General features: G+C 43.9%; 25 protein-coding genes and 3 pseudogenes. 21 read left to right on the top strand and 7 right to left on the bottom strand.

Going from position 1 to position 25,527, the window contains the following annotated elements; genetic code table 11:
- Positions 1-126: 126 nt before the first annotated feature.
- Positions 127-321, top strand: a pseudogene (locus tag ACFW2W_RS03525) (hypothetical protein); the annotation flags it as partial.
- 96 nt (positions 322-417) lie between these two features.
- On the opposite strand, the gene ACFW2W_RS03520 reads toward ACFW2W_RS03525, so the two are convergent.
- Positions 418-885, bottom strand: coding sequence for a hypothetical protein (locus ACFW2W_RS03520; RefSeq protein WP_378173393.1), 468 nt, complete (start codon positions 883-885; stop codon positions 418-420).
- 95 nt (positions 886-980) lie between these two features.
- On the opposite strand from ACFW2W_RS03520, the gene crn3 (ACFW2W_RS03515) reads away from it, so the two are divergent.
- From crn3 (ACFW2W_RS03515) to cas3, 17 genes and pseudogenes are all read left to right on the top strand, one after another.
- Positions 981-1,325, top strand: a complete 345-nt coding sequence (gene crn3 / locus ACFW2W_RS03515) for a CRISPR-associated ring nuclease Crn3/Csx3 (protein WP_378173391.1) — start codon at positions 981-983, stop codon at positions 1,323-1,325.
- A 17-nt stretch (positions 1,326-1,342) separates the two neighbouring features.
- On the top strand, positions 1,343-2,275 hold the full coding sequence (gene crn3, locus ACFW2W_RS03510) for a CRISPR-associated ring nuclease Crn3/Csx3 (RefSeq protein ID WP_378173388.1): 933 nt from the start codon (positions 1,343-1,345) through the stop codon (positions 2,273-2,275).
- A 173-nt stretch (positions 2,276-2,448) separates the two neighbouring features.
- Entirely contained in the window at positions 2,449-4,785 is a 2,337-nt protein-coding gene (gene cas10 / locus ACFW2W_RS03505) for a type III-B CRISPR-associated protein Cas10/Cmr2 (RefSeq protein ID WP_378173386.1), read from the top strand.
- A complete protein-coding gene (locus ACFW2W_RS03500) occupies positions 4,782-5,507 on the top strand; it encodes an RAMP superfamily CRISPR-associated protein (RefSeq protein WP_378173383.1) in 726 nt (241 codons plus the stop codon). The genes cas10 and ACFW2W_RS03500 overlap by 4 nt, the downstream gene beginning before the upstream one ends.
- Positions 5,504-6,802, top strand: a complete 1,299-nt coding sequence (gene csx10 / locus ACFW2W_RS03495; protein ID WP_378173380.1) for a CRISPR-associated RAMP protein Csx10 — start codon at positions 5,504-5,506, stop codon at positions 6,800-6,802. Before ACFW2W_RS03500 ends, csx10 begins: the two co-directional genes overlap by 4 nt.
- 2 nt (positions 6,803-6,804) lie before the next feature.
- Complete coding sequence (locus ACFW2W_RS03490; protein WP_378173378.1) at positions 6,805-7,314, top strand: hypothetical protein; 510 nt, start codon at positions 6,805-6,807, stop codon at positions 7,312-7,314.
- Positions 7,315-7,355: 41 nt separating this feature from the next.
- Entirely contained in the window at positions 7,356-8,531 is a 1,176-nt protein-coding gene (locus tag ACFW2W_RS03485) for a putative CRISPR-associated protein (protein ID WP_378173375.1), read from the top strand.
- 132 nt (positions 8,532-8,663) lie between these two features.
- Complete coding sequence (csx7, locus tag ACFW2W_RS03480) at positions 8,664-9,515, top strand: CRISPR-associated RAMP protein Csx7 (protein WP_378173372.1); 852 nt, start codon at positions 8,664-8,666, stop codon at positions 9,513-9,515.
- A 56-nt stretch (positions 9,516-9,571) separates the two neighbouring features.
- Complete coding sequence (locus ACFW2W_RS03475) at positions 9,572-10,192, top strand: hypothetical protein (RefSeq protein ID WP_378173370.1); 621 nt, start codon at positions 9,572-9,574, stop codon at positions 10,190-10,192.
- A 29-nt stretch (positions 10,193-10,221) separates the two neighbouring features.
- Entirely contained in the window at positions 10,222-11,220 is a 999-nt protein-coding gene (locus ACFW2W_RS03470; RefSeq protein ID WP_378173367.1) for an RAMP superfamily CRISPR-associated protein, read from the top strand.
- On the top strand, positions 11,217-11,657 hold the full coding sequence (locus tag ACFW2W_RS03465) for a hypothetical protein (RefSeq protein WP_378173365.1): 441 nt from the start codon (positions 11,217-11,219) through the stop codon (positions 11,655-11,657). Before ACFW2W_RS03470 ends, ACFW2W_RS03465 begins: the two co-directional genes overlap by 4 nt.
- Positions 11,654-12,760 carry an RAMP superfamily CRISPR-associated protein gene (locus ACFW2W_RS03460; protein WP_378173362.1) on the top strand — a complete coding sequence of 369 codons (1,107 nt, stop codon included), beginning with the start codon at positions 11,654-11,656 and terminating at the stop codon, positions 12,758-12,760. Before ACFW2W_RS03465 ends, ACFW2W_RS03460 begins: the two co-directional genes overlap by 4 nt.
- A 21-nt stretch (positions 12,761-12,781) precedes the next feature.
- The gene (locus ACFW2W_RS03455) at positions 12,782-13,390 is read left to right on the top strand and encodes a Uma2 family endonuclease (protein WP_378173359.1); all 609 of its coding nucleotides are present in this window, start codon (positions 12,782-12,784) and stop codon (positions 13,388-13,390) included.
- A 3-nt stretch (positions 13,391-13,393) separates the two neighbouring features.
- A complete protein-coding gene (locus ACFW2W_RS03450) occupies positions 13,394-14,095 on the top strand; it encodes a hypothetical protein (protein ID WP_378173357.1) in 702 nt (233 codons plus the stop codon).
- Between the two features lie 120 nt (positions 14,096-14,215).
- A pseudogene (locus tag ACFW2W_RS03445) lies at positions 14,216-14,836 on the top strand (hypothetical protein).
- A gap of 29 nt (positions 14,837-14,865) precedes the next feature.
- A complete protein-coding gene (locus ACFW2W_RS03440) occupies positions 14,866-15,495 on the top strand; it encodes a DEAD/DEAH box helicase family protein (RefSeq protein WP_378173354.1) in 630 nt (209 codons plus the stop codon).
- A complete protein-coding gene (cas3, locus tag ACFW2W_RS03435; RefSeq protein ID WP_378173352.1) occupies positions 15,476-17,539 on the top strand; it encodes a CRISPR-associated helicase Cas3' in 2,064 nt (687 codons plus the stop codon). Before ACFW2W_RS03440 ends, cas3 begins: the two co-directional genes overlap by 20 nt.
- 6 nt (positions 17,540-17,545) lie before the next feature.
- Here the strand turns inward: cas3 and ACFW2W_RS03430 are convergent, their stop codons facing one another.
- The 3 genes and pseudogenes from ACFW2W_RS03430 to ACFW2W_RS03420 form a co-directional block, all read right to left on the bottom strand.
- A complete protein-coding gene (locus ACFW2W_RS03430) occupies positions 17,546-18,163 on the bottom strand; it encodes a Uma2 family endonuclease (protein WP_378173349.1) in 618 nt (205 codons plus the stop codon).
- Between the two features lie 195 nt (positions 18,164-18,358).
- Positions 18,359-19,628: pseudogene (locus tag ACFW2W_RS03425) on the bottom strand (IS701 family transposase).
- A gap of 67 nt (positions 19,629-19,695) precedes the next feature.
- Entirely contained in the window at positions 19,696-19,818 is a 123-nt protein-coding gene (locus ACFW2W_RS03420) for a hypothetical protein (RefSeq protein WP_378173347.1), read from the bottom strand.
- A gap of 79 nt (positions 19,819-19,897) precedes the next feature.
- Between ACFW2W_RS03420 and ACFW2W_RS03415 the strand changes: the two genes are divergently transcribed.
- On the top strand, positions 19,898-21,142 hold the full coding sequence (locus ACFW2W_RS03415; RefSeq protein WP_378173344.1) for a b-glycosidase: 1,245 nt from the start codon (positions 19,898-19,900) through the stop codon (positions 21,140-21,142).
- 18 nt (positions 21,143-21,160) lie between these two features.
- Here the strand turns inward: ACFW2W_RS03415 and arfB are convergent, their stop codons facing one another.
- Positions 21,161-21,577, bottom strand: a complete 417-nt coding sequence (arfB, locus tag ACFW2W_RS03410; RefSeq protein ID WP_378173342.1) for an alternative ribosome rescue aminoacyl-tRNA hydrolase ArfB — start codon at positions 21,575-21,577, stop codon at positions 21,161-21,163.
- Between the two features lie 111 nt (positions 21,578-21,688).
- Here arfB and ACFW2W_RS03405 point away from each other — a divergent pair, with 111 nt between their 5' ends.
- On the top strand, positions 21,689-23,425 hold the full coding sequence (locus ACFW2W_RS03405; RefSeq protein ID WP_378173339.1) for an ABC transporter ATP-binding protein/permease: 1,737 nt from the start codon (positions 21,689-21,691) through the stop codon (positions 23,423-23,425).
- Between the two features lie 47 nt (positions 23,426-23,472).
- On the opposite strand, the gene ACFW2W_RS03400 is transcribed toward ACFW2W_RS03405, so the two are convergent.
- Entirely contained in the window at positions 23,473-23,754 is a 282-nt protein-coding gene (locus ACFW2W_RS03400; RefSeq protein WP_378173337.1) for a hypothetical protein, read from the bottom strand.
- Positions 23,755-23,960: 206 nt separating this feature from the next.
- Positions 23,961-24,440, bottom strand: a complete 480-nt coding sequence (locus ACFW2W_RS03395) for a cupin domain-containing protein (RefSeq protein WP_378173334.1) — start codon at positions 24,438-24,440, stop codon at positions 23,961-23,963.
- Between the two features lie 163 nt (positions 24,441-24,603).
- On the opposite strand from ACFW2W_RS03395, the gene ACFW2W_RS03390 reads away from it, so the two are divergent.
- On the top strand, positions 24,604-25,509 hold the full coding sequence (locus ACFW2W_RS03390) for a Uma2 family endonuclease (RefSeq protein WP_378173332.1): 906 nt from the start codon (positions 24,604-24,606) through the stop codon (positions 25,507-25,509).
- The last annotated feature ends 18 nt before the right edge of the window (positions 25,510-25,527 follow it).

Raw genomic sequence — 25,527 nt, 5'->3', positions numbered from 1 at the left:
GGGATGGGCATCTCTAGCTAAATGTTTGAAAACTTGTAATTCTACATCCATTGCCCTACCTACTGTGTAGAGTTTTATTTTTCAATTTCTTTATTCATTATATTCGGAAAGTGACAGAAGAGGGATAAAGCCCAGGTAGCTAGAAGAGTTCAAAAATCATGCTGTATAAAGTGTGCCAAAACAATCAGACACCATGATAGCTACTGCCCGCACTGCGGTTATTATCAATTCATTGAATGCCAAAACTGTCACAATCTTACTTACGAACATTTGCCATATTGTAAACAGTGCGGACATTCTCAAGTACCAAGTAATTTGTAATTGGTGATGTTGTAAAAGTTCATCATTGTTGATGTAATCTTGATTCATGGCAGCCTCACATCCTATTGCACATCTTTTTAAGACACTGCGATATCCCTAGACTTTGTAATGCCCGTCGCGCTTGAGCCATCCGATTTGGGCGAGAATTTGTAGGTCAGCTTGGAGAGAACGACGAGTCACTGCAAATAAGCGCTGTTCTAAGAGTTCATCCAGCTTGGCGGGAATGGTGTCATGAGAACAGAGCGATCGCCGCCACTCGGATTCTGAGACTCCGATTTGGGTATCGAAAATCCAATCTGCCATTGTTTTGGCACAGGCGCAGTCGGGGTCGTGGAGGTGGGGAATGGCTTCTCCTTGAGGGTGAGTGGGGCTAAAAAAGGCTGTTCGCCAGTCGGCAAAGGTGAAGGAGTCGCTCAATTTCAGGCGATTTGTGTCATCGCCGTAAAGGGCAATGAGCAATGCCCACAAGCGAACGGCTCTCGGCAAGTTTTGTTTGAGGGAACCGCGTGCTAGCCATTGGAGGAGTTCGATGTGGGGAGGTTCGCTAAAAGTTGGCTCGGACATGGAATAAACCTCTGTACTCTCCCAGTATTTTGCATTCTGGAAGAGGAGTTTTCCAGGGGGTGTTAGAGTAGCGTCATCAAAGGTAGGAGACGTTCATGAATCCGATTCAACTTCAAGCGATTCCTCATCAAACGCAGTCGGGTATGCCCTATCAACACCTGCGTTTCCAGATTACAACAGATGACGGTGTTATTGCCCCAGCAGATATTAAGGGTTTGAAACTGCCAGAGGGGATTCAGTTTAACCAAGGTATTGTGATTGAGGGCAAGGGACCAATTTGGCTGTACGGATACCTGGTACATGAATGCCATCCGGCGGCTTGGGTGGGATGCTACGACCCTCGGTTGGGCGCTGTAGTGGTTGCCACTCATACTCACGAGGTAGCGGTGAGTCAGGTTTTTAAGCTGGATCTGCCAGCATCAATTGGAAATAAAGGTTGATAGCTGGGAGTAGACGGGTGAGTGACAAAATATCTGCTAAATCTAATCCTGATGTCGAGTTACAGGCGATCGCATTAAGAGGGAGCGATCGCGATTACCAAGCATTAGCAATTAACTTGACTTTGCCTGAGATTTGCCCGAAGGCAATGTGTGAGTTGGAAATACCTGCTGAACTCGATTGGCAGCAGGGAGTGATTTTATACGGTCAGGCACCAATTTGGCTTTACAGTTATCTGGTTGAGCGTTATCAAGATGCCCTTTGGGTTGGGTGCTACGACATCCGGGAGAAGGCGGTTGTTGTGGTTAAAAGCAGTGTTCCAGAGTGGCAACCTGGAGATACTATCCCCATTATTCCCAACAATGTTCCGGGTGCTGCCATCTTAGTTGGGGGACCACCTGAAAGCGGGAAAAGCGTGTTATCTAATGCTCTGCGTGTGGGTGTGTTAGGTAAGAGGGCAGATGTACAGGTTTACTTGCATCGAGCCAATTGGGATGGTGAGGGGAATCATACCTACGAAACACTAGACTCTGAATTGGTAGCCAGGTTGAGGAAGGAAAATAATGTCAAGCTGCATCACCACCCCAATGCGAATGAGTTGATTGGGAGGTATTTTGGTTATCATGCCAAGGCAACGGAGAATATCCGAAAAGTGATGGATTTGGCGCTGTTTGATGTGGGTGGGGTTCCTGACCCGGTAAAAACTCCTGTGGTAGAGCAGTGCAGTCATTATATTGTGATTAGCAGATACCCCGACAAGGTGCAGGAATGGCATGACCTGTGCGGGGAGAAGTTAAAGCCATTGGCTGTGATTCACAGTGTTCAGGAGGAACGGTTGGAGGTGTTGCAAACTGAGCCGTTTCTAGAAATTGTGGCGGGACCGTGGAAGCGGGAGTCGCCTCGATCTGTGCCGGATGTGTTGCTACAAGCGGTGCTGAAGTTACTACCGTAGTCGGGCTTTTACAAAGATTTTCGGGAACTCTAATTACAGGTTTTCTTTTGATTGGTTAGTCGGTTAGGGTTGTGAGGATGTGAGGGCGATCGCTCCTTGAGGAAGCGAAATTCATCTTTCGATGTCTATTCCATCCAGCAATTGTATCAAACTGTTTAAAGGTTAGGTGAATCATGACAAATTCTGTACACTCGATTACAACTGGAATTGCTTGGTGTCTTGCTTGGGGTGACAAGCGCGGACCTCAGTTTAAGCTAAGTGTGCAGCAAATGCGACAAGCTTTGAATGAGGGAAAAGAGGTTCCAGAGGAAGTGCGATCGCTTATCGATGAAGTTCAGAAACTAGAAAATCTAAGCTTTCCTAACACCTTAGATGAATTAAAGCAGTTAACCGAACAGCACCCTACCCTTTGGAACGCCCGAATTGGTTTAGTCTACGGCGGAGCAACTAAGATTAAGCAATATGTATTTGAAGCGTCTAAACTACCAGATATTCGTGGGGCATCAGCACTACTGGATCAAATTAACCTGATCGACTTGCCTGCTTTTTTTGGTAAAGTCTACAGACCCGAATTGCCAAAATTCAGAATTTACTGTGGAGAAGTTAGAAGATGGCTGGATAGCTCTATTAATCTGCCTGATAACAGTCCTTGCCTTTCAGAAGCTTTGATTCCTGAACTCATTATCTACTCTACTGGTGGTAACATCCTGGCATTTTGCCCTGCGGCTTTTGTACATGACTTAGCTAATGCCATTGAAAAACGTTATACCGAAAGAACTTTAACAGCGAATTCTTGTGCTGTAGGAGATACCTTTAAGCTGCTAGAAACTCGATGGGGTCTGCTGCCAAACTCAGTTGCAGAAACCTTTTGGCTAGAGAGGTATCGTCAAGAATATAAAAATCCGCTGGTTCAAGCTTATTTTGGCAATCTGGATAAGAAACCAAATGAACCGTGTATTGCCGATCCCTCATCTCTTGAAGATGCTTTTGAAAATCGGAAGAGTTTTAACGAACTAACTACCAAACTAGCAATCCTTTTCAATCAACGCCGTAGTGGAAATGACTTCCACAACCGCCCAAGTCGGCGCTATCCACCGATGTTTGAAACGCACCCTTATTTAAAAAGAGATGGAGGCGATCGCCGTTCCAGTATTACTCAAGCAACCCAACTTCCTGGACAACCGTATTTTTCAGAACCCTCTGCACGGAAACGACGGATAGGTGATAGAGCTAAGAAAGGAATGCCTATGCAGGCAGAATGGTATCCAGAATGGCAAACTGGTGTTATTGAAGGTTGGGTTGACAAGTTTGAAGAATTTTTAGAGAAAAATCCTACACAAAAACAGAAATACTATGGAAATTATCCTCCTAATGAAGTTGAGATTCCCCAATCTTTAACACATCTTGGCAATGTTAGTAAGGGTTTTGTTGCCTATATTTATGCTGATGGCAACAATATGGGAGGCTTTATTCAAAAAATCCGTACCCCAAAGGAATATCAAGAATTTAGCGAAGATGTTTCAAAAGCAACGGAGTATGCTGTTTATCAAGCCCTAGCAGATAATCTCCATCCCCGTAAGTTAAGCGGAATCAACGATCCAGAGTCAACGCTTCAGAATGGGGATATAGTTCATCCTTTTGAGATCCTCACCATCGGCGGGGATGACATTATATTGATTGTGCCAGCTAGTCAAGCATTAGCGATCGCTAAGATGATTGGAGAGCAGTTTGAAAAAATTCTACTCAAAGAAGTTTCGCTTGTAGATGTAGAAATTAAGGGAAGCTATCAGACTAAGCCACCCGAAAAACCTATCGATCTCAGTAAATGCCATCGTTACTCTAGCCAAGAAGCAGAAGCTTCTCGGTGTCAATTAAGTACCTCTATTGGGGTGTTGATTACAGCTTACAATACCCCGATTTACTATGCGAAGAATCTGACTGAACAATTACTCAAATTAGCTAAAAAACGCGCTAAAAAATTGAGAAAAGTAGGATACTGTGGTGGCACAGTGGATTTTTTAACGATGAAATCTGTCACGATGATTTCATCTAATATTGAAGAGTTTCGTAAGCAAGCGTTAACTAAGGATCGAGGTCAAAAACTAAGGCTATACGCTGCTCCTTACACTTTTCATGAATTGGGGGGATTAATTAAGGTAGTTGAAGCATTGAAAGAAGCTGAATTTCCGCGATCGCAACTCTACCAAATTCGTAGCTTGCTGGAGCATGGCAAACATACAGCAATTCTCAACTACCGTTATTTCCGAGTCAGGCTCAAAGATGGTAAGTCAGGATTACTCAAAAAAGACTTTGAAGAGACTTGGTGCAAAGCCAAGACTAACGAAGGCAATCTAGCTCCCTGGATGTATGACTCAGGAATGCTTGATCCAGATGATCGCGCCTACGAAACAATCTGGCGAGAGCTTGTAGACATCTACGACTTCATCGACACATCGGAAGACTCTGGCTCAACTGAGCAACAGTTTGCAACTCAGGAGGCTGACTCATGATCTTTCTTGGCGGATTGTCAAACTCAGTTGAGACACACCCTATTACTGCTGTAATTGATACTGCCTTGTGTGTAGGTGCGGGTGGTTCCTCCGGGACACTTGCAGATAAGCCGATTGTTCGTAACTCTGAAAGAAATCTTTTGATTCCTGCTTCGCAGATGAAGGGTCGTTTACGCCATGAATGTGAAAAGATAGCCAAGGGTTTAAATTGGGATATTTGCCAATCTCCCAATGCTCAAATGATGTGTCCGCAGAGAGCAGATGTTTCTGGAAATTTTGAGCGTGAGGAATATCAAGTAAATGAAGATGACGAGCAACGCCATTGCCTAATCTGTCAAATCTTTGGCAATCCAGTGTTGCGATCGCGCCTTATATTTGATGACCTGATTTGTACTGAAGAGCCAGAAAATTTGCCCGAAATCCTGCGTCCAAGTGTAACGATTAACCGCCGCAGACGCACAGCAGAAGAGAAAAAACTTTACTTTTTAGAGACTTCTCCAGCAAATGCTCAACTCAGGTTCAAAGGTGACATTCATATCCAACCAAGCCTAACACCTGAGCGACCAGATTATGCCAAAGCATTGATTTTGGCTGGCTGGCGACATATTCATGCACTAGGCGGAAGTAAGTCGGCTGGCTTGGGATGGCTGCATTGGGAATTGCCTGAAATTCAGGTAGATGAGGATGTTTGGAAATTTCTGGCAAAAGGAGGAGTGCAATGAAGCGCATTCAACTGGAAATAAAGGCACTATCTCCTCTGGCGATCGGACGGCAGAAACCAGGCGGTTCAGTTAGTGAAGTTGAAAATTATATTCCTGGAACTGTAATTCGGGGAGCGATCGCATCTCAAATTTTGCAACAATATCGTCAGGACGAGCAAACTCAACAAGCAGAGCGGTTAAGGCAAGATTTTTCACACAATGGCGGTGATTTTCAAACTCTCTTTCTTGGTGAAACTCCAGCAATTTTCCAAAATGCCTATCCCGCTGTACTGAACATTGATGATGAGTTTGTGATTCAAGACGAGATCAGGGTTTTACCTGCTACCGCCCTCAGTTCTAAGACGAAATCAGGTTTCAAGCCAGAAAACAATGGTGTTTTTGATACTTTGATTGACCGTTTCTGTGCAGAGAGATATGGTCATCTTTACGATCCAAATTGCCCAACTGATGGGGGGCGAGTTGACACTGTTGATTTTAGTTTCTACAGCGAACTTAATGATGAATACTACAACCATACTGTCAGCAAACGCCTGTTGACACGGGTAGGCATCAATCGACGACGAGCTACAGCAGAAGAACAGATACTCTACAGTATTGAAGTTCTAAACGAATCTGAATCCAAAGGGAAAAATCCGAAGCCTGTAATTTACATGGGAGCAATTTTAGTTACAGATGCTCTAGCAGATTCTCTGAAAGAATTCATTAATAACCATAAGGAGGGTTTTCGCCTCGGTGGATCAACTTCAAGAGGGCTGGGAAAAGTCAAAATGGACGCAAAGCTACCTGTGGATGCCAAGCCAAAGTTAGCTGATAAAATCAACCAGTTTAATGACACGTTACAGAAGCGTTGGAATGATTGGAAAGTTTTTGGTAATCCTCTAGAGGAACAGATGAGCAATTGTCCTGCGGACAGGCTATGCCAACGCACCTACTTCACCCTGGATTTACAATCTGATGCGATTCTGAGTGAGCAATGGCGGCGTACTACAGTTATTTCAGCAGCAATGCTACAGCAGTTTACAGATGTGCAAGATACTTCTTTGAAACTTGAAGCGGTTTACAGTAGTTATGACTACCGCTCTGGCTGGAATGCTGCCTGGGGATTAATGAAAGATGTTGAGTTAGTCACAAATAAAGGGGCTGTTTATTTGTTCAGCACTACTCAAAAAAATGATTGGATTGAAGCTCTAGAAAAGCTAGAAGTCCAAGGGATAGGAGAACGTATCCCTGAAGGCTTCGGTCAAGTTCGTGTTTGTGATAAATTTCATTTAATTATTCGAGAGGAGGCTGTTTAAAAATGGATCAAATTCTAGATATCTTCTTAAGAGAACAATTAGCATTAAGACTTGAAAGAGAAATTAGTAACCAAATGGATGACGTGATAGGTAACAAAGTAAAACTGATATCTCAAAAATTCTCAATCGCCAGCAAAGATAAAAAATCTCCATTTAGAAATGTTCTTGCTGTTGCTACTGACTCTATCTCCTCGCTTGAGGTTATCAAAAACTATATTCGTTATCAAGTCGGGCGTAAAGAATCTAGTCCAATTTGGAAAACTTCCAAGGATAGCGAAATATTTGCTAAAGCAGTAGTTAATGACTTACAGAACTTGAGTCAAGATGCTCAAGAAATTGTGCAAAGAATGAGGAGGAAGATTCCAAAAGGTAATTCCTTGGAGCCTTATTTGGAAGATAATCAAAATAGAGAGCAGATCAAAAAAGATATCCACCTTAAACTTGCCCAGCTTTACTTAGGCTATCTAGCAAGGGAGCATACAGCTTCAGTAGGTGAAAGTAAGCTAAATTAATAAAGCCCAATATCGACCAAGTATCAAACAGGAGATATATTATGCCTCGTCTAGTTATTTCAACCGTTGGGACAAGTTTACTAACCAATCAAATCCATCGAAGTGATCCGAAAGATTGGGAGGATATGTTACAAAAAAGTGCTAATCTTACTCAAGAACAAATTAGTCAATCTTGTCATGAAGTTTTAAGCATCATTAATCAATTGGAACAGAGGGCTAAAAATAAGCTCAATAATGGCAATACCTTAGAGATTAGAGATGCCAGCGCTGAACTGAATGGGATTTATGGACTATATGACGAGCAACTAGAAAGCAGCAAGCGAGATCATCACTTCTTAATTACTACAGATACAAAACAGGGACAAGTCACAGCAAATATTGTTAAAAGTTTTATACTACAACAGAAAAAAGATAGAAAATTGAGTTTAGAAGTTGAAGTATATACACCTGAAAAACTTTCAACAGCCAATAACAAAGTTTTTAATCAAGGAATTGACAACTTACTAGATTGGCTTGATAGACGAGCAAATGAATACAAAGAAAAAAACTATGAAATATATTTCAATTTGGTAGGTGGATTTAAAGCATTGCAAGGATGTATGAATACAATTGGAATGTTTTATGCAGATAAAATTATCTATGTTTTTGAAGGAGCCAAATCAAATTTAATTACTATACCTCGCTTACCAATAACCGTAGATTATTCACGACTGACAGACCATGTATCTATTCTAGCGCGACTCGACGCTGGTGCAGGTTTATCTTTATCGCAAACCGAAAAAGTTCCTGAAGCAATGGTGGCAGGAATAGATGGAAAAATGACTCTTTCAAATTGGGGACAACTTATTTGGAATCAGTGTAAAGATAACTTTTTGTCACAGGAATTACAAGAGTTTCCCAGGCTATCTTACGAACATAGCTTTATAGAAGACTATAAAAATATTAGTACGGCAAAAGAAAAGGTTAAACTTCAAAAAACCTTGGCTAAAGTTTCTTACTTGCTAGAAGAATCTAACTGCAATATTAGAGCTTTGGCAAAACCAGTTAGTTATTATGCTTATGGAGGCACAGAAGGAATAGATCATTTCTATGTAGGAATGGAATGGCGGGTAAGCTGTAAAATGTCAAATATAAAATTAGAGGAAATTTCAAAGAGAAAATTAGAGCTAAGACATTACGGAACTCATAAGTATGTCGAAAGAAAAGAAGGAATTTAGATAAAAGCAGTTTAATAGTGGAATCTGGTTTTAAGGGGGCGTTGCGATCGCATCCGAACACTTAAAGTTTTCCTAGTTACCTAAGACCTCTTCACCAATATGATCTTAATTCAGTCTTCTACCAATAGTAATATGTTTGATACTTTTAAAAACCGTCTAGAACTAACCGGAACACTGAGGACAGTAACAGCATTACGCATAAGTGCAGGTCGTTCTACTGAGCCAATTGGGTCAGATTTGCCTGTAATTAAAGATGCTTTGGGTAGACCTTTAATTCCAGGGTCTAGTTTTAAGGGCGCTTTGCGATCGCGTCTCGAAAGCTTCCTACGCGGTATCGATCCAAGTTTTGCTGAAGATCCAGCTAATTTCACAAGTTCAGCCCGAAATAATCAGGTCAAAGCCTTTAAAGAACAGCATAAAGATAATGATTTTAACTTGACACAAGCACTTATCGGCATAACCGACGAGGTTTCTCGCTTATTTGGTTCTCCCTGGATTGCTAGTAAATTTCAAGTGCGAGACTTGACGGTACAAGATAGTGCATGGTTTGGACAGTATCAGGAACGGGATGGAGTTGCTATTGATAGAGATACTGAAACAGCGGCGGATGGCAAGCTTTATGACTACCAAGTTGTACCTGCTGGGACACCCTTTGAGTTTAAGGCTGTAGTGGAAAATGCTAAGGACTGGGAACTGGGTTTATTGATGATTGGTTTGCACCAGTTTGAGACAGAACAAATACCTTTAGGAGGAGGGCGATCGCGTGGCTTGGGTGTTGTTCGTTTAGATAACTTAAAAATGCGCTGGGTTGACGTTGAAGGCAATCCTAAATTCTTGTTGCAATATCTTCAAAAACTAGTAATGGAAGATGAAACTGCTTATGAAGATGCAGCAGACTATAAAGATGAGTGGGCACGAGAACTTATCAAGTATCTAAAAGCTAAAATGCCCACAACGTCTGCAAACATTGCAACAATAGAGTAAAAGGGTCGGTAATAGCCACCCTACAGAAGTAATATAACTTTGCTTGTGAGGTCAAGATGGCTTTCAGTAGTTATAAAGATATCGGTAAAGTTCTCCAAGAATTTCAAGTAACTTACACCGCAACTAATTTTATGGGGGCAACTGATTTTAATATCCCTGATTATTTTCGGGAAGACTTGGAATTTATGCTCCGAGAAGCCGTTGTAGACAATTCTGAGTTTGCTGTGTGTGAAAACTTGATCTATCCAGTTCTCAAAGAAGTTTGGAAATCTTATCATACTAAGTTTGTTCTCTGGAGCCATAAATCTCTTACCTGCAACCAGAATCTTTATGGTTTTCCTGAATATATTTTGGCTAAACGCTCTCCTTTAGGAAAATTTGTGTTTGAAAAGCCTTATTTTCTGTTGGTTGAGGCTAAGCAAGACAAATTCGACGAGGGGTGGGCGCAGTGTTTAGCTGAAATGGTTGCAGTAGAAAAATTAAATGACGAACTAAAACTTACTGTATTTGGGATTGTCTCTAATGGAGCAACATGGCAATTTGGCAAGCTAGAAGGGCAGACTTTTACTCAAAATACTACTCCCTACACGATTTATGAATTAGACAAACTTTTTGCTGCTGTTAACTATGTATTTCAGCAATGCGAAATTCAGCTTAATGAGTTATTAACTGCTTAATTTTTCACTATCTATTAAATTACTCAGTCATGCACAAACGATTTGTAAATCATTGCACGATCGCCCTCACCATAATTCCCGACGGGCCAATTCTGATTAAGTCTGGCAAAGAAGGGGCAGATCCAACTAAACCAGATATGGAATTTGTCGAAACCTACCATGCAGGGGGACGCTCAATCTACTTACCTGGAAGCAGTCTCAAAGGAGCAATACGCGCCCACGCTGAAAGAATTGTAAGGACAGTGGGTGGTGAGCAGCGTCCAGCAGGAAGTAACCAGGAACTTTGGGCTAGTAACCCTTTAGATGATAAAAACAAACAAAATAATCCTAACTTCTATTTAGAAGATTGGAAGAAGCATAATAAAAATCACCCCAATCCGGGCGCGGAGTTATACAGGCAGTCCTGCTTCGTCTCCCAGATGTTTGGCAGCACTTCTGTCGCTAGTCGAGTAAGAGTTGAGGACGCATATCCTGATAAGTCCCAACCACTCAAGATAGAAGAACGTAACGGTGTAGCTATTGATCGCGTATTTGGCTCAACAGTACCTGGGGCATTATTTAACTACCAAGTCTGCACTGCTGGAGAATTCCGTACCAAAATTCATCTAAAAAACTTCTCCCTGGCTCAGTTAGGTTTAATTGGTTTAGTATTGCGAGACTTAAATGATGGTTGGTTTGGGTTAGGTTTTGCCAAATCTCGCGGTTTAGGGATGGTTGAGGTGAAATTGAATTCAGCCGTTGTTCAATATCCAGGCTGCATCTTAGAAAATCAACAAATTCACGCTCTAGGAAGACAACAACAATGGTCTCACACCTCGCTGCTAGGGGCTGGAGTGTTTTTGGAGGAGGAAGAACGGCAACGCTACGGCTTTCCCGCTAACGATGTGCAAGAAACTCCTGTTGCTGCTGAAGCAATGCCTCTCGGTTTTGGGGTGCTGTTGCAATGGCAGGGAGATAACCAAGTACAGAATTTGTTTATAAAGGCAGTTCGCTCTTGGTGTAAAGAATTGGAGAAAACAGCAGCATGAATCCTTTTGTTGGCGTTAGCGAACAACTTCTAACAGTAGAGCAGTTGAGAAACTTATTAGAAAAGCCTTTCAATCAGGGTAACTATTATTTCCTGCGCTGGACTCATCAAGTTAGTGGAATTGTAGGACAACTGCCGAATGAGTTTCCTTCTCCAGAGGGGCAAATGTTTAATTGCGATCGCGAATTGCGCTGGAAACAACAAGGACAGCACTTCAGCGTTCTTCTCCTGAGCACCACAGGTTGTGAACCCGGATTTAAGGGGATTGGACACAAGTGGGAAACCCAGCAACGGGACGCTCATATTTACCCCGCTACCGAAACCCGTTTTCCTAAAGGATTATCCTCAGCAAATGTTGATGTAGCCCAGCGTTACTTTATGGATGCCGATACCGCGACGGTACATTTTGTTGCTCTAACTGTAGCGAAAAAGCAATGACTAGCAATCGACCCTCACCACCTCGACGAGTATCACCTCCGACTCGACCCAGTCAACCGAACTCAGCCGATGCACCTACAGGACTCGTTGCCCCAAAACCTTACGACTTAGTTTCTCTACCAACTCAATCACCCGACAAAGCTAAACCAGCAGGACAAGAACGGTTTAAAAGCGATCGCATCTCTGGCAAAATCTCCCTGCGCTTAACCGTGAAAACGGCTACCTTTATCGCGTCTGGCGTGGTAGCGATGGGTAGTGATTTGTCCGACAAAACTCGAAGTATCCCTTTAATTAAAACCTCAATTGAGGGCAATCAAAAGCTGCTGATTCCTGGGAGTTCTTTCAAGGGTGTAGTGCGCTCTACTTATGAAGCAATTACCCGCAGTTGTTTATGTAAAGTGACTCGCAAGTATCAAAGCCAGATTCCGTCTGGCTATCAAGAATGTACGATTAATCGTCAAAGAAATCAGTTAACAGTCTGTCCAGCTTGTCAAGTTTTTGGGGCAATGGATTGGCAGGGACTGGTTCATTTTACAGATGCCAAGTGTGAAACAACTGGTTTTAGTACCGGATTTATGCCCTCACTCTATCGCCCTCGACCTGATGAAAGAAAGGCGTATTTTAACCCACAGGGGAAAGTCGCAGGACGTAAGTTTTACTATCATGCGGTTAAGGCGGTTGACAAAGGTCAGCAGCAAGGAATTCCAGTGCAGCAGGCAGGTAAAGAGTATAGGTTTGCGACTCAGCTGCGGTTTATGAATTTGACTTCTGCTGAATTAGGAACATTGTTGATTGTACTGGGGCAAGACCCGAAAAACCCCATTGCCCTTAAGGTTGGCGGGGGTAAGCCAGTTGGGATGGGGACGATGGTTGTCGATGTTACTGAAATTAAACGGATTAACAATAAGCAGGAGTGGCGCGATCGCTACTCCTCCTACACTCCCCCCGCATCTGCCCGACTGACTGGAGAAAGTTTGCAACAATTCATGCAGAAGAATATTCAAGCTGCCCACTCTAACTTAGTTGAGGCAACTCAGTTGCAACAACTTGCTGAAGTGCTGCGCTATCCTACGGACCGCGAACCCCCAACCGGAATGTACTAGAAAAAAAAGTGAGGACGAACCATGACTAAAACTCAAACTAAGCAACAACTCACCTTTGAGCAATTTCTAGAGAAAGATATTGCAGAAGAAGGTTGTTATGAACTCGTCAACGGAGAGATTGTGAGAATATTACCGACAAGACAACATGATAATATCGCAGATTTCATGGTTAGACAGTTTGATAGAGAGGTTGAACGGCGTAATCTGAACTACAGAGTGTCAGACAGAATTATGATTAGGACACTAACCACAGAGGGTAAAGAACAAGGTCGGCATCCTGATGTGAGTGTAGTTGATAAAACACTTTGGGACTCAAACCTTGCCGCTTACACTGCTTTTTTTGAACCACTCCAACTAGCTGTAGAGGTAGTCTCAACCAATTGGGAAGATGACTATATCGATAAGCTGGATGAGTATCAACGTTTGGGTATTCCCGAATACTGGATTGTAGATTATTTAGCGATAGGTAGTCGGAATTACCTGGGTAATCCTAAAGTGCCGATGGTCTTTGTTTATTTGCTTGATGATAATGGAGTCTACCAGGCTACTCCCTACCGAGGCACTGACCGGATTGTATCGCGAACTGTCCCAGAACTGACGTTAACAGTTGAAGAGATATTGGGAGCATAATTTATGGCAGTTGAGTCCCTGACGGAATCCTTAACTGAAGTTCAATGGCAGATTGCTCATGCGATCGCTCAAACTCTTGCTACTGATCAACTGCGAATAAATAAAGAAACAGGTAAAAATTCAGATGGCATTGCTACTGAATTAAAGAAGACAGTTACATATCTTTACGCTAATCAAGACCAACCCAATGCTAGAGCAAAGTTTTTCACATATTTAAAGACTCTAGTCGGGCATGGTTTGCAGATTGGACATAGTGGCAAGACTCCTGACTACTATCACTGTATAGAAAAAGCTTGCAAACAACATTTGCCAGGTGAGCAAGCTAATCCTCGAACCATGCTACTGATTTTAGGATGGTCAGCACGTTTGGTGCGCTATCACAAAGAGACGGTTCCGATTGGAGAAATCGCGACTCCCTCTCGAACTTCAGCTATTAAAACACCAACTCCACCTGTAGAGTCGCACCGTCAAACAGAGATCAAGGCAGTTACACAGTCTCAAACGTTTCAGTTGGGACAAACATTAGATGCAGAAGTGACAAATATTAAAGGCAAAGAAGTTACTTATACAATTCTGGAAAAAATTAAACTCACAGTTAAGGAACCCAAGAAGTACGAAATCTTATCAGTTGGAAAGACAGTCAGAGTTGAAGTAACAGAACTCAAGAAAGATGGTAGTCCTAAAAAAGTTAAGTCGGTTGAGTGAATAATAGCAGTTGATGATATGCTACCCCTGATCGCAACCAAAACAAAACAACAAGTCACCTTTGAGCAATTCCTTCCCTAACCGTCGAACAGGTGTTGAACGCTTGATCGTGAGGTCAATATGGCTTTGAGTAGTTATAAGAGTATTGGTGCAGTTGTCAAAGAATTTCAGGTTAAATATACCGAAGCGGATTTTATCGGTGAAATAGAATTTAACATCCCCGATTACTTCCGAGAAGACTTACAAACCGTCATGCGGGAAGGAGTCGTTGATAACTCAGAATTTGCTATTTGCGAAAATTTAATTTATCCCGTCTTGAAAGAAATCTGGAAGTGATATCGCAGCAAGTTCCTTTTGTGGAGTCACGAGTCACTCACCTGTGATGAAAATCTTTCAGGATTCCCTGGATATATCTTGGCGAAACGCTCTCCGTTGGGAAAGGTTGTCTTTGATAAGCCTTATTTCCTTTTAGTCGAAGCCAAGCAAGATAAGTTTGAAGAGGGGTGGGGACAGTGCCTAGCCGAGATGATTGCAGCGCAACGACTGAACGGGGAACTCCAGATAACTGTCTATGGCATTGTTTCTAACGGAACACTATGGCAATTCGGCAAACTAGAGGCAGACTTATTTACCAAAACTATCGTTCCTTACACCATTTACGAACTAGATAAACTCTTTGCGGCTGTTAACTATATTTTCCGCCAGTGCGAATTGCAACTTGATGAGAAAGTAGCTGCTTAATTCTCAATTATGTTGGGAACCTTGTATCCATGACCATCGCTCAATACTTTCAAACCCTAACTGGATTCCCTCCACGTCAATTCCAACAAAACGCGATCGCGCACCTCCTCAATCGCCAAGATGTCCTCCTCCGCGCACCCACAGGTTCGGGCAAAACCGAAACCGCGATCGCGCCCTTTCTTTTCGCTCAACATCTACAACTCGACTTCCCCAACAAACTAATTTACGTCGTCCCCTTACGCACCCTCGCCAATAGTCTGCGCGAGAGAACAGAAACCCTTATCCAATGCTGGTCAACATACTATCCTTCACCCCGACTCTTGACGGTAACGCTGCAAACCGGAGAAAACCCAGAAGATCCTCGCTTTGAAGGCGACATTATCTTCTGCACCATCGACCAAATGTTAAGCAGCTTCCTGAATATCCCGTATTCCGTTGGTCGGGGTTCTGCCAACGTCAATGCAGGTGCTATCTTTGCCTCCTACCTCGTATTTGATGAATTGCACCTTCTCGACCCTGAGCATTCTTTCAGCACTGTTCTCAAAGTCTTGCAACAAGTGAAAGTAATTGCACTCTTTCTATTGATGACTGCTACTTTAACCGACGAATTCGCCACACAGATTCAACAAGTAATTGACAATGGAAATAATTGCCATTAACGACGCAGATTTAGTAGAAATTGAATGCAAGCGTCACCGAATTTTGTGGGCTATCTCCACACCTTTAACTGCTGAAGTTATCCTCAATGACATTCAAACACATCACCGTGAGAGAGTTATTGTTATTTGCAATACAGTCTCGCAAGCGCAAGGATTGTTCAGAGATTTAAATAACCTGAATTCAGATGAAGCATTAAATATTACACTGTTCCATTCTCGGTTTTTACCGGAACATCGCGCCCAAAAAGAAACTCAAATTAAAACTCGATTTGCAGAGAATTGGCAAGATGACGGCTTATGTCATGTTTTAATCTCAACTCAGGTAATTGAAGCGGGACTTAACATTACCTGCGATGTCATGCACACTGAACTTTCTCCCATGAATTCTCTCCTGCAACGTGCTGGACGTTGCGCCAGATTCAAAGGGGAACAGGGTGAGGTTTATGTTTATTGGCAGATTCAAGTAAATCCAGAATCTCTTGAATTAGCCGCACAAGATTTTGACCCAGAATCCGAAGAACCAACTGTAGAAAAGAAAAGTTTTTTGCCCTATGAGAAAACACTGTGCGAACTCACTTGGCAAGTTTTACAGCAACATACACAATCCGAACAACTCAATCAATCAGTTGGCTTTACCTTAGAACAAGTTTGGATTAATCAAGTGCATTGGCAAGCCGATTCCCTGCAAGCCGAACGCCGAAAGAATGACCAAGCCGAATTTGAACGACGATTTAACGATGCCATATTCAACGGCGATCGCTCAACGGCGGACAACTTAATCCGCTGTGTTGATAACCGCAGCGTATTTGTTTGGAACGAACCAACACTAATTGATTTGGATAACGAGTCAATCGACCCCAAAAAACTTTTAGCCTTCTGTGTCCCTACAACAGCACTGTGTAAAGCTTGGCAAGAAATCCAAAACTTGGGATATGAAACTGACTGGGTTTTCAAGCGCATTGAAGCCCCTAGAAGGAAAGATACCGAGACTTATGCACAACCTATTTGCACAACTATCCGTTCTCGCAACGACCTCATAAATAGCATCCAAATTTTAGTCAATCCCCGCTACGTCCACTACGATGAAGAAATTGGCTTACTAATTGGAATCAATATTGTTGGTAATGGGTTTACTTCTCCCAATAAACCTCAAAAACAGGTAATCAGCGAGTATCGCTATCGCATGGATACCTATGTAGGACATTTAGGCTGTATGTGGACTTGTTGGCACAATCCTTTCACAACGAGAGTATTAAAAAATGGATCTGGGGTTGAGATTGAATATGCTAGCGTCCGCGATGAACTATTAAAAGCAGGCAGACAATTCATCCAGCAGAAAATTTTTCCCCAAGTCACCATAGCAGAAGCAGAAGCCCTGTTTGAATATTTAGTTTTACTTGCCGTCTTTACCCACGATTTAGGCAAATTGCAACAAAAGTGGCAAGATGCAATGGGAGGATGGCAAGCGATCGCACACTCTTCCTTCCACGGCAAACCGCCCAAATCCCATCTGTTAGCCCACACTGACTACAACCCCGACGATAGGCTACAACGAGATGCTCTCAAAGCCTACGAAGCCAAACACAAGCGTCCCAACCACGCTGTTGAGAGTGGATTCCTAGCCCAATACATTCTGCAAGAGTCCCTCGTTCCCCTGCTGCGCGACTATTTCCATGCCGAATCCGAACAAATTTTCGGCATCGCCTACACCATCCTTTTGGCAGCGGGACGACATCACTCTGCTTGGGCAAAAGGCTGGGAAATGAAGGATATCCGCAAAGTTGGAGAGATTCAACTGCATCCAAAAGCCAAGGAAGCGATCGCATCCAGTTGGCGCAGTCTTACCCGCTTTCTCCCTAAAACCTTACCGTTTCCTGAAACAATTCCCAACCTCAAACAAACGCGCTATTCAGCCAAAGAACTTGACCTTAACAAATTTTCCTCAGCGCAAATAGATTATCTACAACTTTACTGGTTAGTTGTGAGATCCTTACGACTGTGCGACCAGCGTTCGGTACAAATCTTCAAACCTACGCCTAACTAATAACTGTTACATTCCTACTTGAAAAACCTGTAATGCTGTTAATGCTAACTCAGGAAACGTCGGTGACTCAATACGGTCATTGTCCCTGAACTGGCGGACTTGGTATTCACCTTCAACAAGCTGATAAATCGAGAAAGTCGGTTGTTTAGGACTGCCAATAAAGCGTTTTCCACCTAATCCGAGATAATCTACTACCCAGTATTCGGAAATGCCCAGTGCCTCGTATTCTTCCAGTTTCAAAGCATAATCGTCGCTCCAATTAGTTGAAACAACCTCAACAACCAAACGTGCAGAACTCGCTTGAGTAATGATAGATTCCCGTTCCCATCGCGGGTCATTTCTGATAGTCTGCTCGTCTAGCACAATCACATCCGGCTCATACCCGGACTCGTCGCGGGTAGGTTTGATGACGCATTCTTTGGGAATAAAATAGGGCAGTTTTAGCCGTCTGATTTCAAAGTTGAGTTCAGCCCCAATAAAACCTGCTACCCGCGAATGTCTTCCAGTAGGTTTGGGCATCTCAACAATCTCCCCATTATGTAGTTCGTAGCGATTTTCTGAATTCTCCGGATACCAGGCGATAAATTCGTCGAACGTGACTAACTTGGGTATCGCTTGAATCATGGCGACCTCCTCCAATGTTGCAGACAGAGTTTAGACACTAATCTACTTACCCTGATTGTAAACGTAAGGCGCAACATCATTATGTTTTGCCGACGATGCTGAATAGTGTTTGGTTAACCTCTCCCCAACCCCTCTCCTACGGTGTAGAGACGCGATATATCGCGTCTCTACGTTATAGCGGGACTTAAACAGATTTCAAGCCCAAATAAAGCCCAAAGCAGCTTTATAAGAGACGAATACGTCGCGATTGTGGTTCAACCACTCAAGAAAACGGAAAGACATCGCTGTCCGAAATGCCTAAACATGCCTCAGTAAAGGTGTTTAAAGATTTCGATGCCCACCTTCGTCTTAATCCGCAGGTTTTGGTGTGCCATAAAATAAAAGTATAGGCACAAAACACAAGAATGAAATGACGCATTAAGCTGCGAAAATCTCTGACTTGATATTCAGACAACCCTAACCATCATGAGAGCCTCCCGATAAAAAACTTCTACCACTATCCTTTGAGAATAGGTAGTGACTATCCACTCGGCTGTGGCTATTGTTGAGTCAACATTAGTAATAAAATAGTCAATATCACTCGAAGAATTGAAGGTTGAGGCATTCATTACGATAGCAATTGTTCTCGTTCCTTCTAGCTGTGATAGTTCAACTTCAACAGTTGCCACCCAAACGGTTTTCGGTTTATCTAGATTGAGTTGAATAGGGGTAAAATCATCAACATGAAGAGCTTTGGCTAACTTATCTAGGCGAATCTCATCTCGTTTATTTGCCTCTATTTGAGTTATCACTTTGCGGTTTTTGGCTAATCCCCCTAGATACTTGAGCTTCCTTTTTTCCAGCTCTAGCAGAAATGTTGTGTTATTTCCTCGCGCCAGCATCAATTAATATGATACCGGGTCGATATCCTCTCTCCAGACTTCGGTCAATTAAATCTAATGCTAATTTCGGCTTCTTCTTAAATTCTGCATCTTGTTTTCCTTCAGGTAAAGAACTAGCGTGTTGATATAACTCTATATCTAACGGCAGGCTTTTTTTGCCATCATATAGATGAGTTGTTACTACCACTATCCCATTCTCAGTTTTTCCGATTTCTCCTATGTATTGCCGTCCCACTCCGGCTGTAAAATTACCACTTTTTCTATGTCCTGAATCGTCCACAATTAACGTATATCCTCTACCGATTCGGGTTTGGCTACACTGATTCATCACCAGAAGGCGACGTTCATTCACCTGTTTATCTGACCAGGGGGCTTCCGTCAGAAAATGGTGTAATCGATGGTAAGTCACTCCCACGGCGTTATCCGCCATTTGAGACAGGTTCTTTCGTTCACTTTCCCCGCAATTATCCGCCTAGATAGTTCCTAAACTCCCGTTTTTGCGCTTGATGCGTCCAGACATCATCAAAGCGTTTACACCATCTGTCAAAGCAAGGAGGCATGGCGGCGGGAGTTGTCTCTTTCATCCCTTATCCCTCAACGTAAAATAGCCGATTACCAAGCATTGTACCTTTATTTACGCTTAATTTTAGTTTAAGTCCCGTTAATTGCCTCACTCGGCTGGTGGGAGGCAACAATGGGCTGGGCAAACTGCCTATTCGCGATCGCGTTGACTCTGTAACCAACTGTACCCAACATCAGAAATAGGGGACTCAACGGATTTATCTCGCGTTGGATAGTGTCTCAAATGAGCAAGAGTGCCTACGATGACGAGTAAATTTACCAGAGCAAACGTATGGCTCAACGACCTGGCATCTTCCCCACCTTCTTCATCTCTGGCTTTGAGTGTTCGACGTTTCTCTGGAAGGACAAGCAACGGCGGAATCTGATTGAAGAGACACAGCACGATCGTCACGCGCAGGAAGATTACAACATCTTGCGATCGCTGGGAATTGATGTGGCACGGGAAGGGATTCCCTGGCCCCTAGTCGATCGTGATGGCTGCTACGACTTCTCTAGCATTGATCCCATGATTGCAGCAATGCAGGAGACGCAAATCGTTCCCATCTGGGATCTCTGCCACTATGGGTATCCAGACGATCTCGATCCATTTTCTGATGAATTTACCGATCGCTTTGCCCGTTACTGTCGCGCAGCAGCAGAGTATGTGATTCCCCGCTTACCTGGCCCCTATTTTTTCACGCCAATTAATGAAATTACGTTTTTCTCGTTCTGCGGTGGAGAATGGGGTTGGGTGGCTCCCTATACAACTACAAAAGAAGACCGTTTTCGCTTTCGTCTAGCCCTGTGTAAGGCGGCGATCGCAGGTGTTAAGGCAATTCGAGAAGTGGAACCCTCCTCAAGGATGATCCAGATCGATCCTTTGGTTCAGGTAGTCGCACCACGCGATCGCCCGGATCAAATCGAGTTGGCGAAACATGAAACCTATGTGGATACGTTTTTGGCGTGGGATATTCTCTACGGGAAAGAGCATCCTGAACTCGGCGGTTCCCCTGAAATTCTCGATATCGTTGGCGCAAATCACTATTCCTTCGGTCAGATGGAATACCGGGAACATGGCCCCCATCAGGCGCTAGAACCTGACGACGATCGCATCAAACCGCTTTGTGAGCTAATGCGGTGGGTGTGGGAACGCTATCACCGACCGATGATCGTTGGCGAAACCAGTGGGATGGAAGCAGGCAGAGATGACTGGCTAAAGGACGTAGTGGAAGAGTCTCTGGCAGCGGTTAATTCTGGGATGGATATGCATGGCATTTGTTTATTCCCTGCTGTTGATATGCCGGATTGGCATACCGGAAGGTGGCTGCACAATGGGATTTACGATTTGGTGGAGGAAGGGGATAATCTAAAGCGGGTGCCTTGCGAACCATACATTGCAGAGCTACGACGATGGCAAAAGGAATTCAATCGGGTTATGACACTTGATGCTGACCCATTCAGCGATCCAGTAGAACTGCAAGATGTGATTGACGCTGCTAAACGATTGCAGCCAGAAGGCGATCGCAATTGGAGTTAAAGATTCAATCCGCCACTGTCATTCATCCGTAACTTTTCCTCGCATCGTCTTAATCTGACTTCGCTTAGTTTTGCTATCCAGACGCTTTCTTTGAGAACTCCGAGTCGGTTTGCTCCTTTTTCGGGGTTTGATGACTGCGATCGCGCTCTTAATCAAATCTTGCAATCGTTGCAACGCTTCTTCCCGATTCTGTTCCTGGCTGCGGTGTTCTTGAGCCTTGATGACAATGACCCCTTCTTTGGTAATGCGCTGGTCGGAAAGCTTCAACAACCGCTCTTTGTAACGATCGGGCAGCGAGGAGGCAATGATATCAAAGCGCAGGTGAATGGCAGTCGCCACCTTATTTACATTTTGCCCCCCTGCCCCTTGAGATCGCACCGCACTCATCTCAATCTCATGCTCTGGGATACTCACGGTATTAGAAATTTGCAGCATAATTCAAAAATTGCTTACAGATGAGTCGCACTCTTTAGTCGAGCGGATTTTACTCTGGCTCACCTTTGCTGATTATCTCTTGACAGACCTGGTTGTAAGGAAAGCAAGCCGATGGATCGATTGAATTTCAATGTACTCCAGCAATTTTGGACGATCGCTAAGTCCTATTGGTCGGGAGATGAAAAATGGCAAGCCAGAGGGTTACTGCTGGGAGTCGTGCTGTTTCTGCTGGCGTATACAGGATTGAGTGTGGTACTCAACAACAAGCGAGGAGTGTTGATTTCATCTCTTTCTGCCCAAGATGAGCCGCGTTTCTGGCAAACTGTCATCGTTTTCATCGGCGTGCTGGTGGTTTATGCACCTCTATTAGCAGGTTATACTTATCTGCGCGATCGCCTCAGTTTGCAATGGCGACGGTGGCTCACTCATCGGTTTGTAGATAGCTATTTTCGCGATCGCTCCTACTACAATCTGCATATCTCTGGAACCGAGATTGATAACCCAGATCAACGAATTGCGGAGGATGTTCGCAGTTTTACCCAAGAATCCCTGACTTTTCTGTTGAGGTTAGTGGAGTCTGTGCTATCGACGATCGCCTTCAGCAGCGTACTTTGGGGAATTTCTAAACCTTTGGTATTTTTTCTGGTGCTGTACGCCTTGATTGGAACGTTCGTTACTACCGTTGTATTTGGTAAGCCGCTTGTCCGACTCAACTTTGAACAACTCAAGAAGGAAGCCAACTTACGTTTTAGCTTAGTGCGAATTCGGGAAAATGCAGAAGCGATCGCTTTTTATCGAGGAGAGGAAAGGGAATCGAATCAAGTCAAACAGCGATTTATGGATGTGTTTGAGAATGTTAAACGACTGCTGGTTTGGGAATTGAACTTAAATATGCTCACAAATGCTTATGAGTTCATCCCCTTCATTTTGCCTGCATTAGTGGTAGCGCCTGCAATTTTTGCTGGAGAAATGGAAGTGGGGAAAGTTTCTGAAGCACAGGGCGCTTTTGTCCGCGTCTTTTTCTCCCTCAATGTTGTCGTTGCCCGCTTCCAGCAATTGACCACTTTTGGAGCCGGAATTAACCGTCTCTATACTTTTGCTGAGTTTTTAGAACAAACACAGGAGGCATCCGACGAGCAAAAGCCCCAGATTCAGACAATTACAGCCGAACATCTCGCGGTTGAACACCTCAGCTTGCAAACTCCTAACTATCAACGCACATTGATAGAAGATTTATCGATAGAGTTACCTGTAGGAGGGGGACTTTTAGTGATGGGGGCGAGTGGTTGTGGTAAGAGTTCACTGCTGAGAGCGATCGCTGGATTGTGGAATTCTGGCAAGGGTGCGATCGTTCGTCCTGAATCCGATCAGATTCTATTTCTGCCGCAGCGTCCTTATATGGTGCTAGGTACTCTCCGCGATCAACTGCTGTATCCCAACATGCACCTTGAGGTTGACGATCAACACTTGAAGCAAGTTTTAGAACAGGTAAATTTAGCAGATTTGGATGAGAGATTTGGCGGATTTGATGCGGAACAGGATTGGGCAGATGTCTTATCTTTGGGTGAACAACAACGGCTGACATTCGCTCGGTTACTGTTAAATAAACCCAAATACGCCATTCTCGACGAAGCCACCAGCGCCCTAGATTTGAGCAATGAGGAAGGGTTATATCAACAATTGCAAGCGATAGGGACTACTTTCTTAAGTGTGGGGCATCGCTCAACGTTGGCGAATTACCATCAGTCTTTGCTGGAACTTTCCCAGGATAAGACTTGGCAGATTAAACAACCTGTGGCTCTGGTCAAAGAACAACCGGAGTTGTTTGAACTGCCATCAACCACCTGATATTTTAGGGCGATCGGCTCCAAGAATGCTGAAGTGCAGATGAACACTCAGAAGTTGTTGGAGAACCTCGAAGCGATGCAGCCAATCAGCACAACTAAACCTAGCGCTCGACGAAAGTAGTTAACACCCTCGAATAGCTCCTGCCACGCCCAAGTAAACAAAGAACCAAACGCTATTGCGTCTAGACCTGTATGGATATTGCCGCTTTTCACAATTAATTCGAGTACAGTTGCTGTAATCCCAACCAAAAGCGGCAGATTTGGCGGTTGAGCAATAACAATATTGCCCTCACTGTCTCGGAAAGTTTTATCGAATAAGCTATTTTCCATGAATCTAAGTGTACTTGGCTTTCTTAAGCTCAACATTCACCCGTTAGTAGTAAATCCTTGAAGCATTGGGAAGAAAATCATCATAACGGGTGAGAGGGTTTTATTATCGGCAATCATCTCGACTTGATATTAGACCTGGAATTCAGCCTGATTTTGAGGTGGCGGTCGCAATTCAACAGGAGAACTAAGAACGGTGAGTCAGCCGTTTAGTACGGAGTGCCGTCTTTGTGAACAAATTTCCACTTGCCATCCTCCAGCAGGGCTTTGAGGTCATCATCGGGATAGCTTCCTTCATCTCCCGGTGTTCTGTCCCCGATTTCGAGGTACAGGACATCCTCTAAGGTTTCGTTGATCAGATGGTGTCCGTTGCCAGTGCCAGCCTTGAAACCCGCACACATGCCCGGAGAGAGTTGTGTACGACCTTCGTCCGTGTGTAGCGTTGGATGCCCCTGCAAGATGTAGATGAACTCATCTTGCTTGGTGTGGGCGTGACGCAGGGCGGAAACGGCATTGGGAGCCAATCGTGTGAGGTTGACGCCAAAGTTTGTGAGGCCAAACAGATCACCAAGTGGGCGCTTTTCTCTGCCCACCATGCGCGACGCGAACGGTTCAGGATAGTTCGAGGGTTTGGTTCTTGCCGGTGCGTCAGATGCATTGATGGCGATCGATATGGCTCTTTCTGGCATAGGAACCTCGTGAGGCGGGATGATGAGGGCTAACTATGTATTTAACGTCACATTGGCTAGTTAAGCACCTATCTTTTCAAGGATTATCCATTATATTTATATTTGCCTGATAACACCTTAATATGAAGTAAAATTAAGGATAAGGCAAGCTTTGAGGTTGGCTATGGTTCCCATCACTCGTAAACCAGCACTCGAACAAGTTGATCCGCCGCGATCGCCACGAGAAACATTGCCCACAATGTACGATCTACCCAGTGAAAATCCAGAGGAGCCTGGTTTGCCTGACGAGTTTCACGATCTCCAGCCTCAATTGCTCAGTCGCACTCTCCGGTTGAGTGGTTACACTCGCGAGAATTGTTTTACTGCCTCTGACCTCAACCTCTACTATGATGTCAACCATCCGCTTTGGTATAAGCGTCCTGACTGGTTTTTAGCGGTAGATGTGCCTCGTTTGTATGATGGCAAAGATCTGCGGCGGAGTTATGTCATCTGGCAAGAAGGCAAAAGTCCGTATGTAGCGATTGAGTTTTTGTCTCCTGGCACTGGGGTTGAAGATTTGGGACGCTTTTACAATGAAACCTCTGGAGTGGTGAATGCAGAATCAGCGACTCCAGCAGGCAATTTAATGGAAAATGCTCTGGAACCCACTGCAACCAAACCACCTACCAAGCTAGAGATATATGAGCGATATTTGCGGATTCCTCACTACCTCGTGTATAGCCGCTATACTCAACGGTTGCGCTATTTCAAACTGGATGGGGGACAGTATCAGGAGCAGTCGCTTAGTCTAGAGAACGCGATCGCCTGGTTAGCTGATTTAGAAATTGGTTTAGGAGTTTGGGAAGGGATGTTTGAAGATGTCCCAGGTTATTGGTTGCGCTGGTGCGATGATGCAGGCAATTGGTTTTTAACCGATACGGAGCAGGAGCGAGTGGCAAGGGAACAAGCTCAGACGCAGTTGCTACAAGCTGCCCGAAATTTATTAGCAACGGGCATGGAGATTGCACAAGTCGCTAAAATACTGGGGCTATCAGAGGTGCAAGTAGAGGCTGTTCAATCGTCACATTGAGCATGGAGCGATCGCTAG

Origin of the sequence: Coleofasciculus sp. H7-2 (assembly GCF_042747725.1) — a bacterium.
Taxonomy (GTDB): Bacteria; Cyanobacteriota; Cyanobacteriia; order Cyanobacteriales; family FACHB-T130; genus FACHB-T130.
The sequence above is the reverse complement of the archived record's forward strand: the minus strand, read 5'-3'. Positions and strand labels throughout refer to the sequence as shown.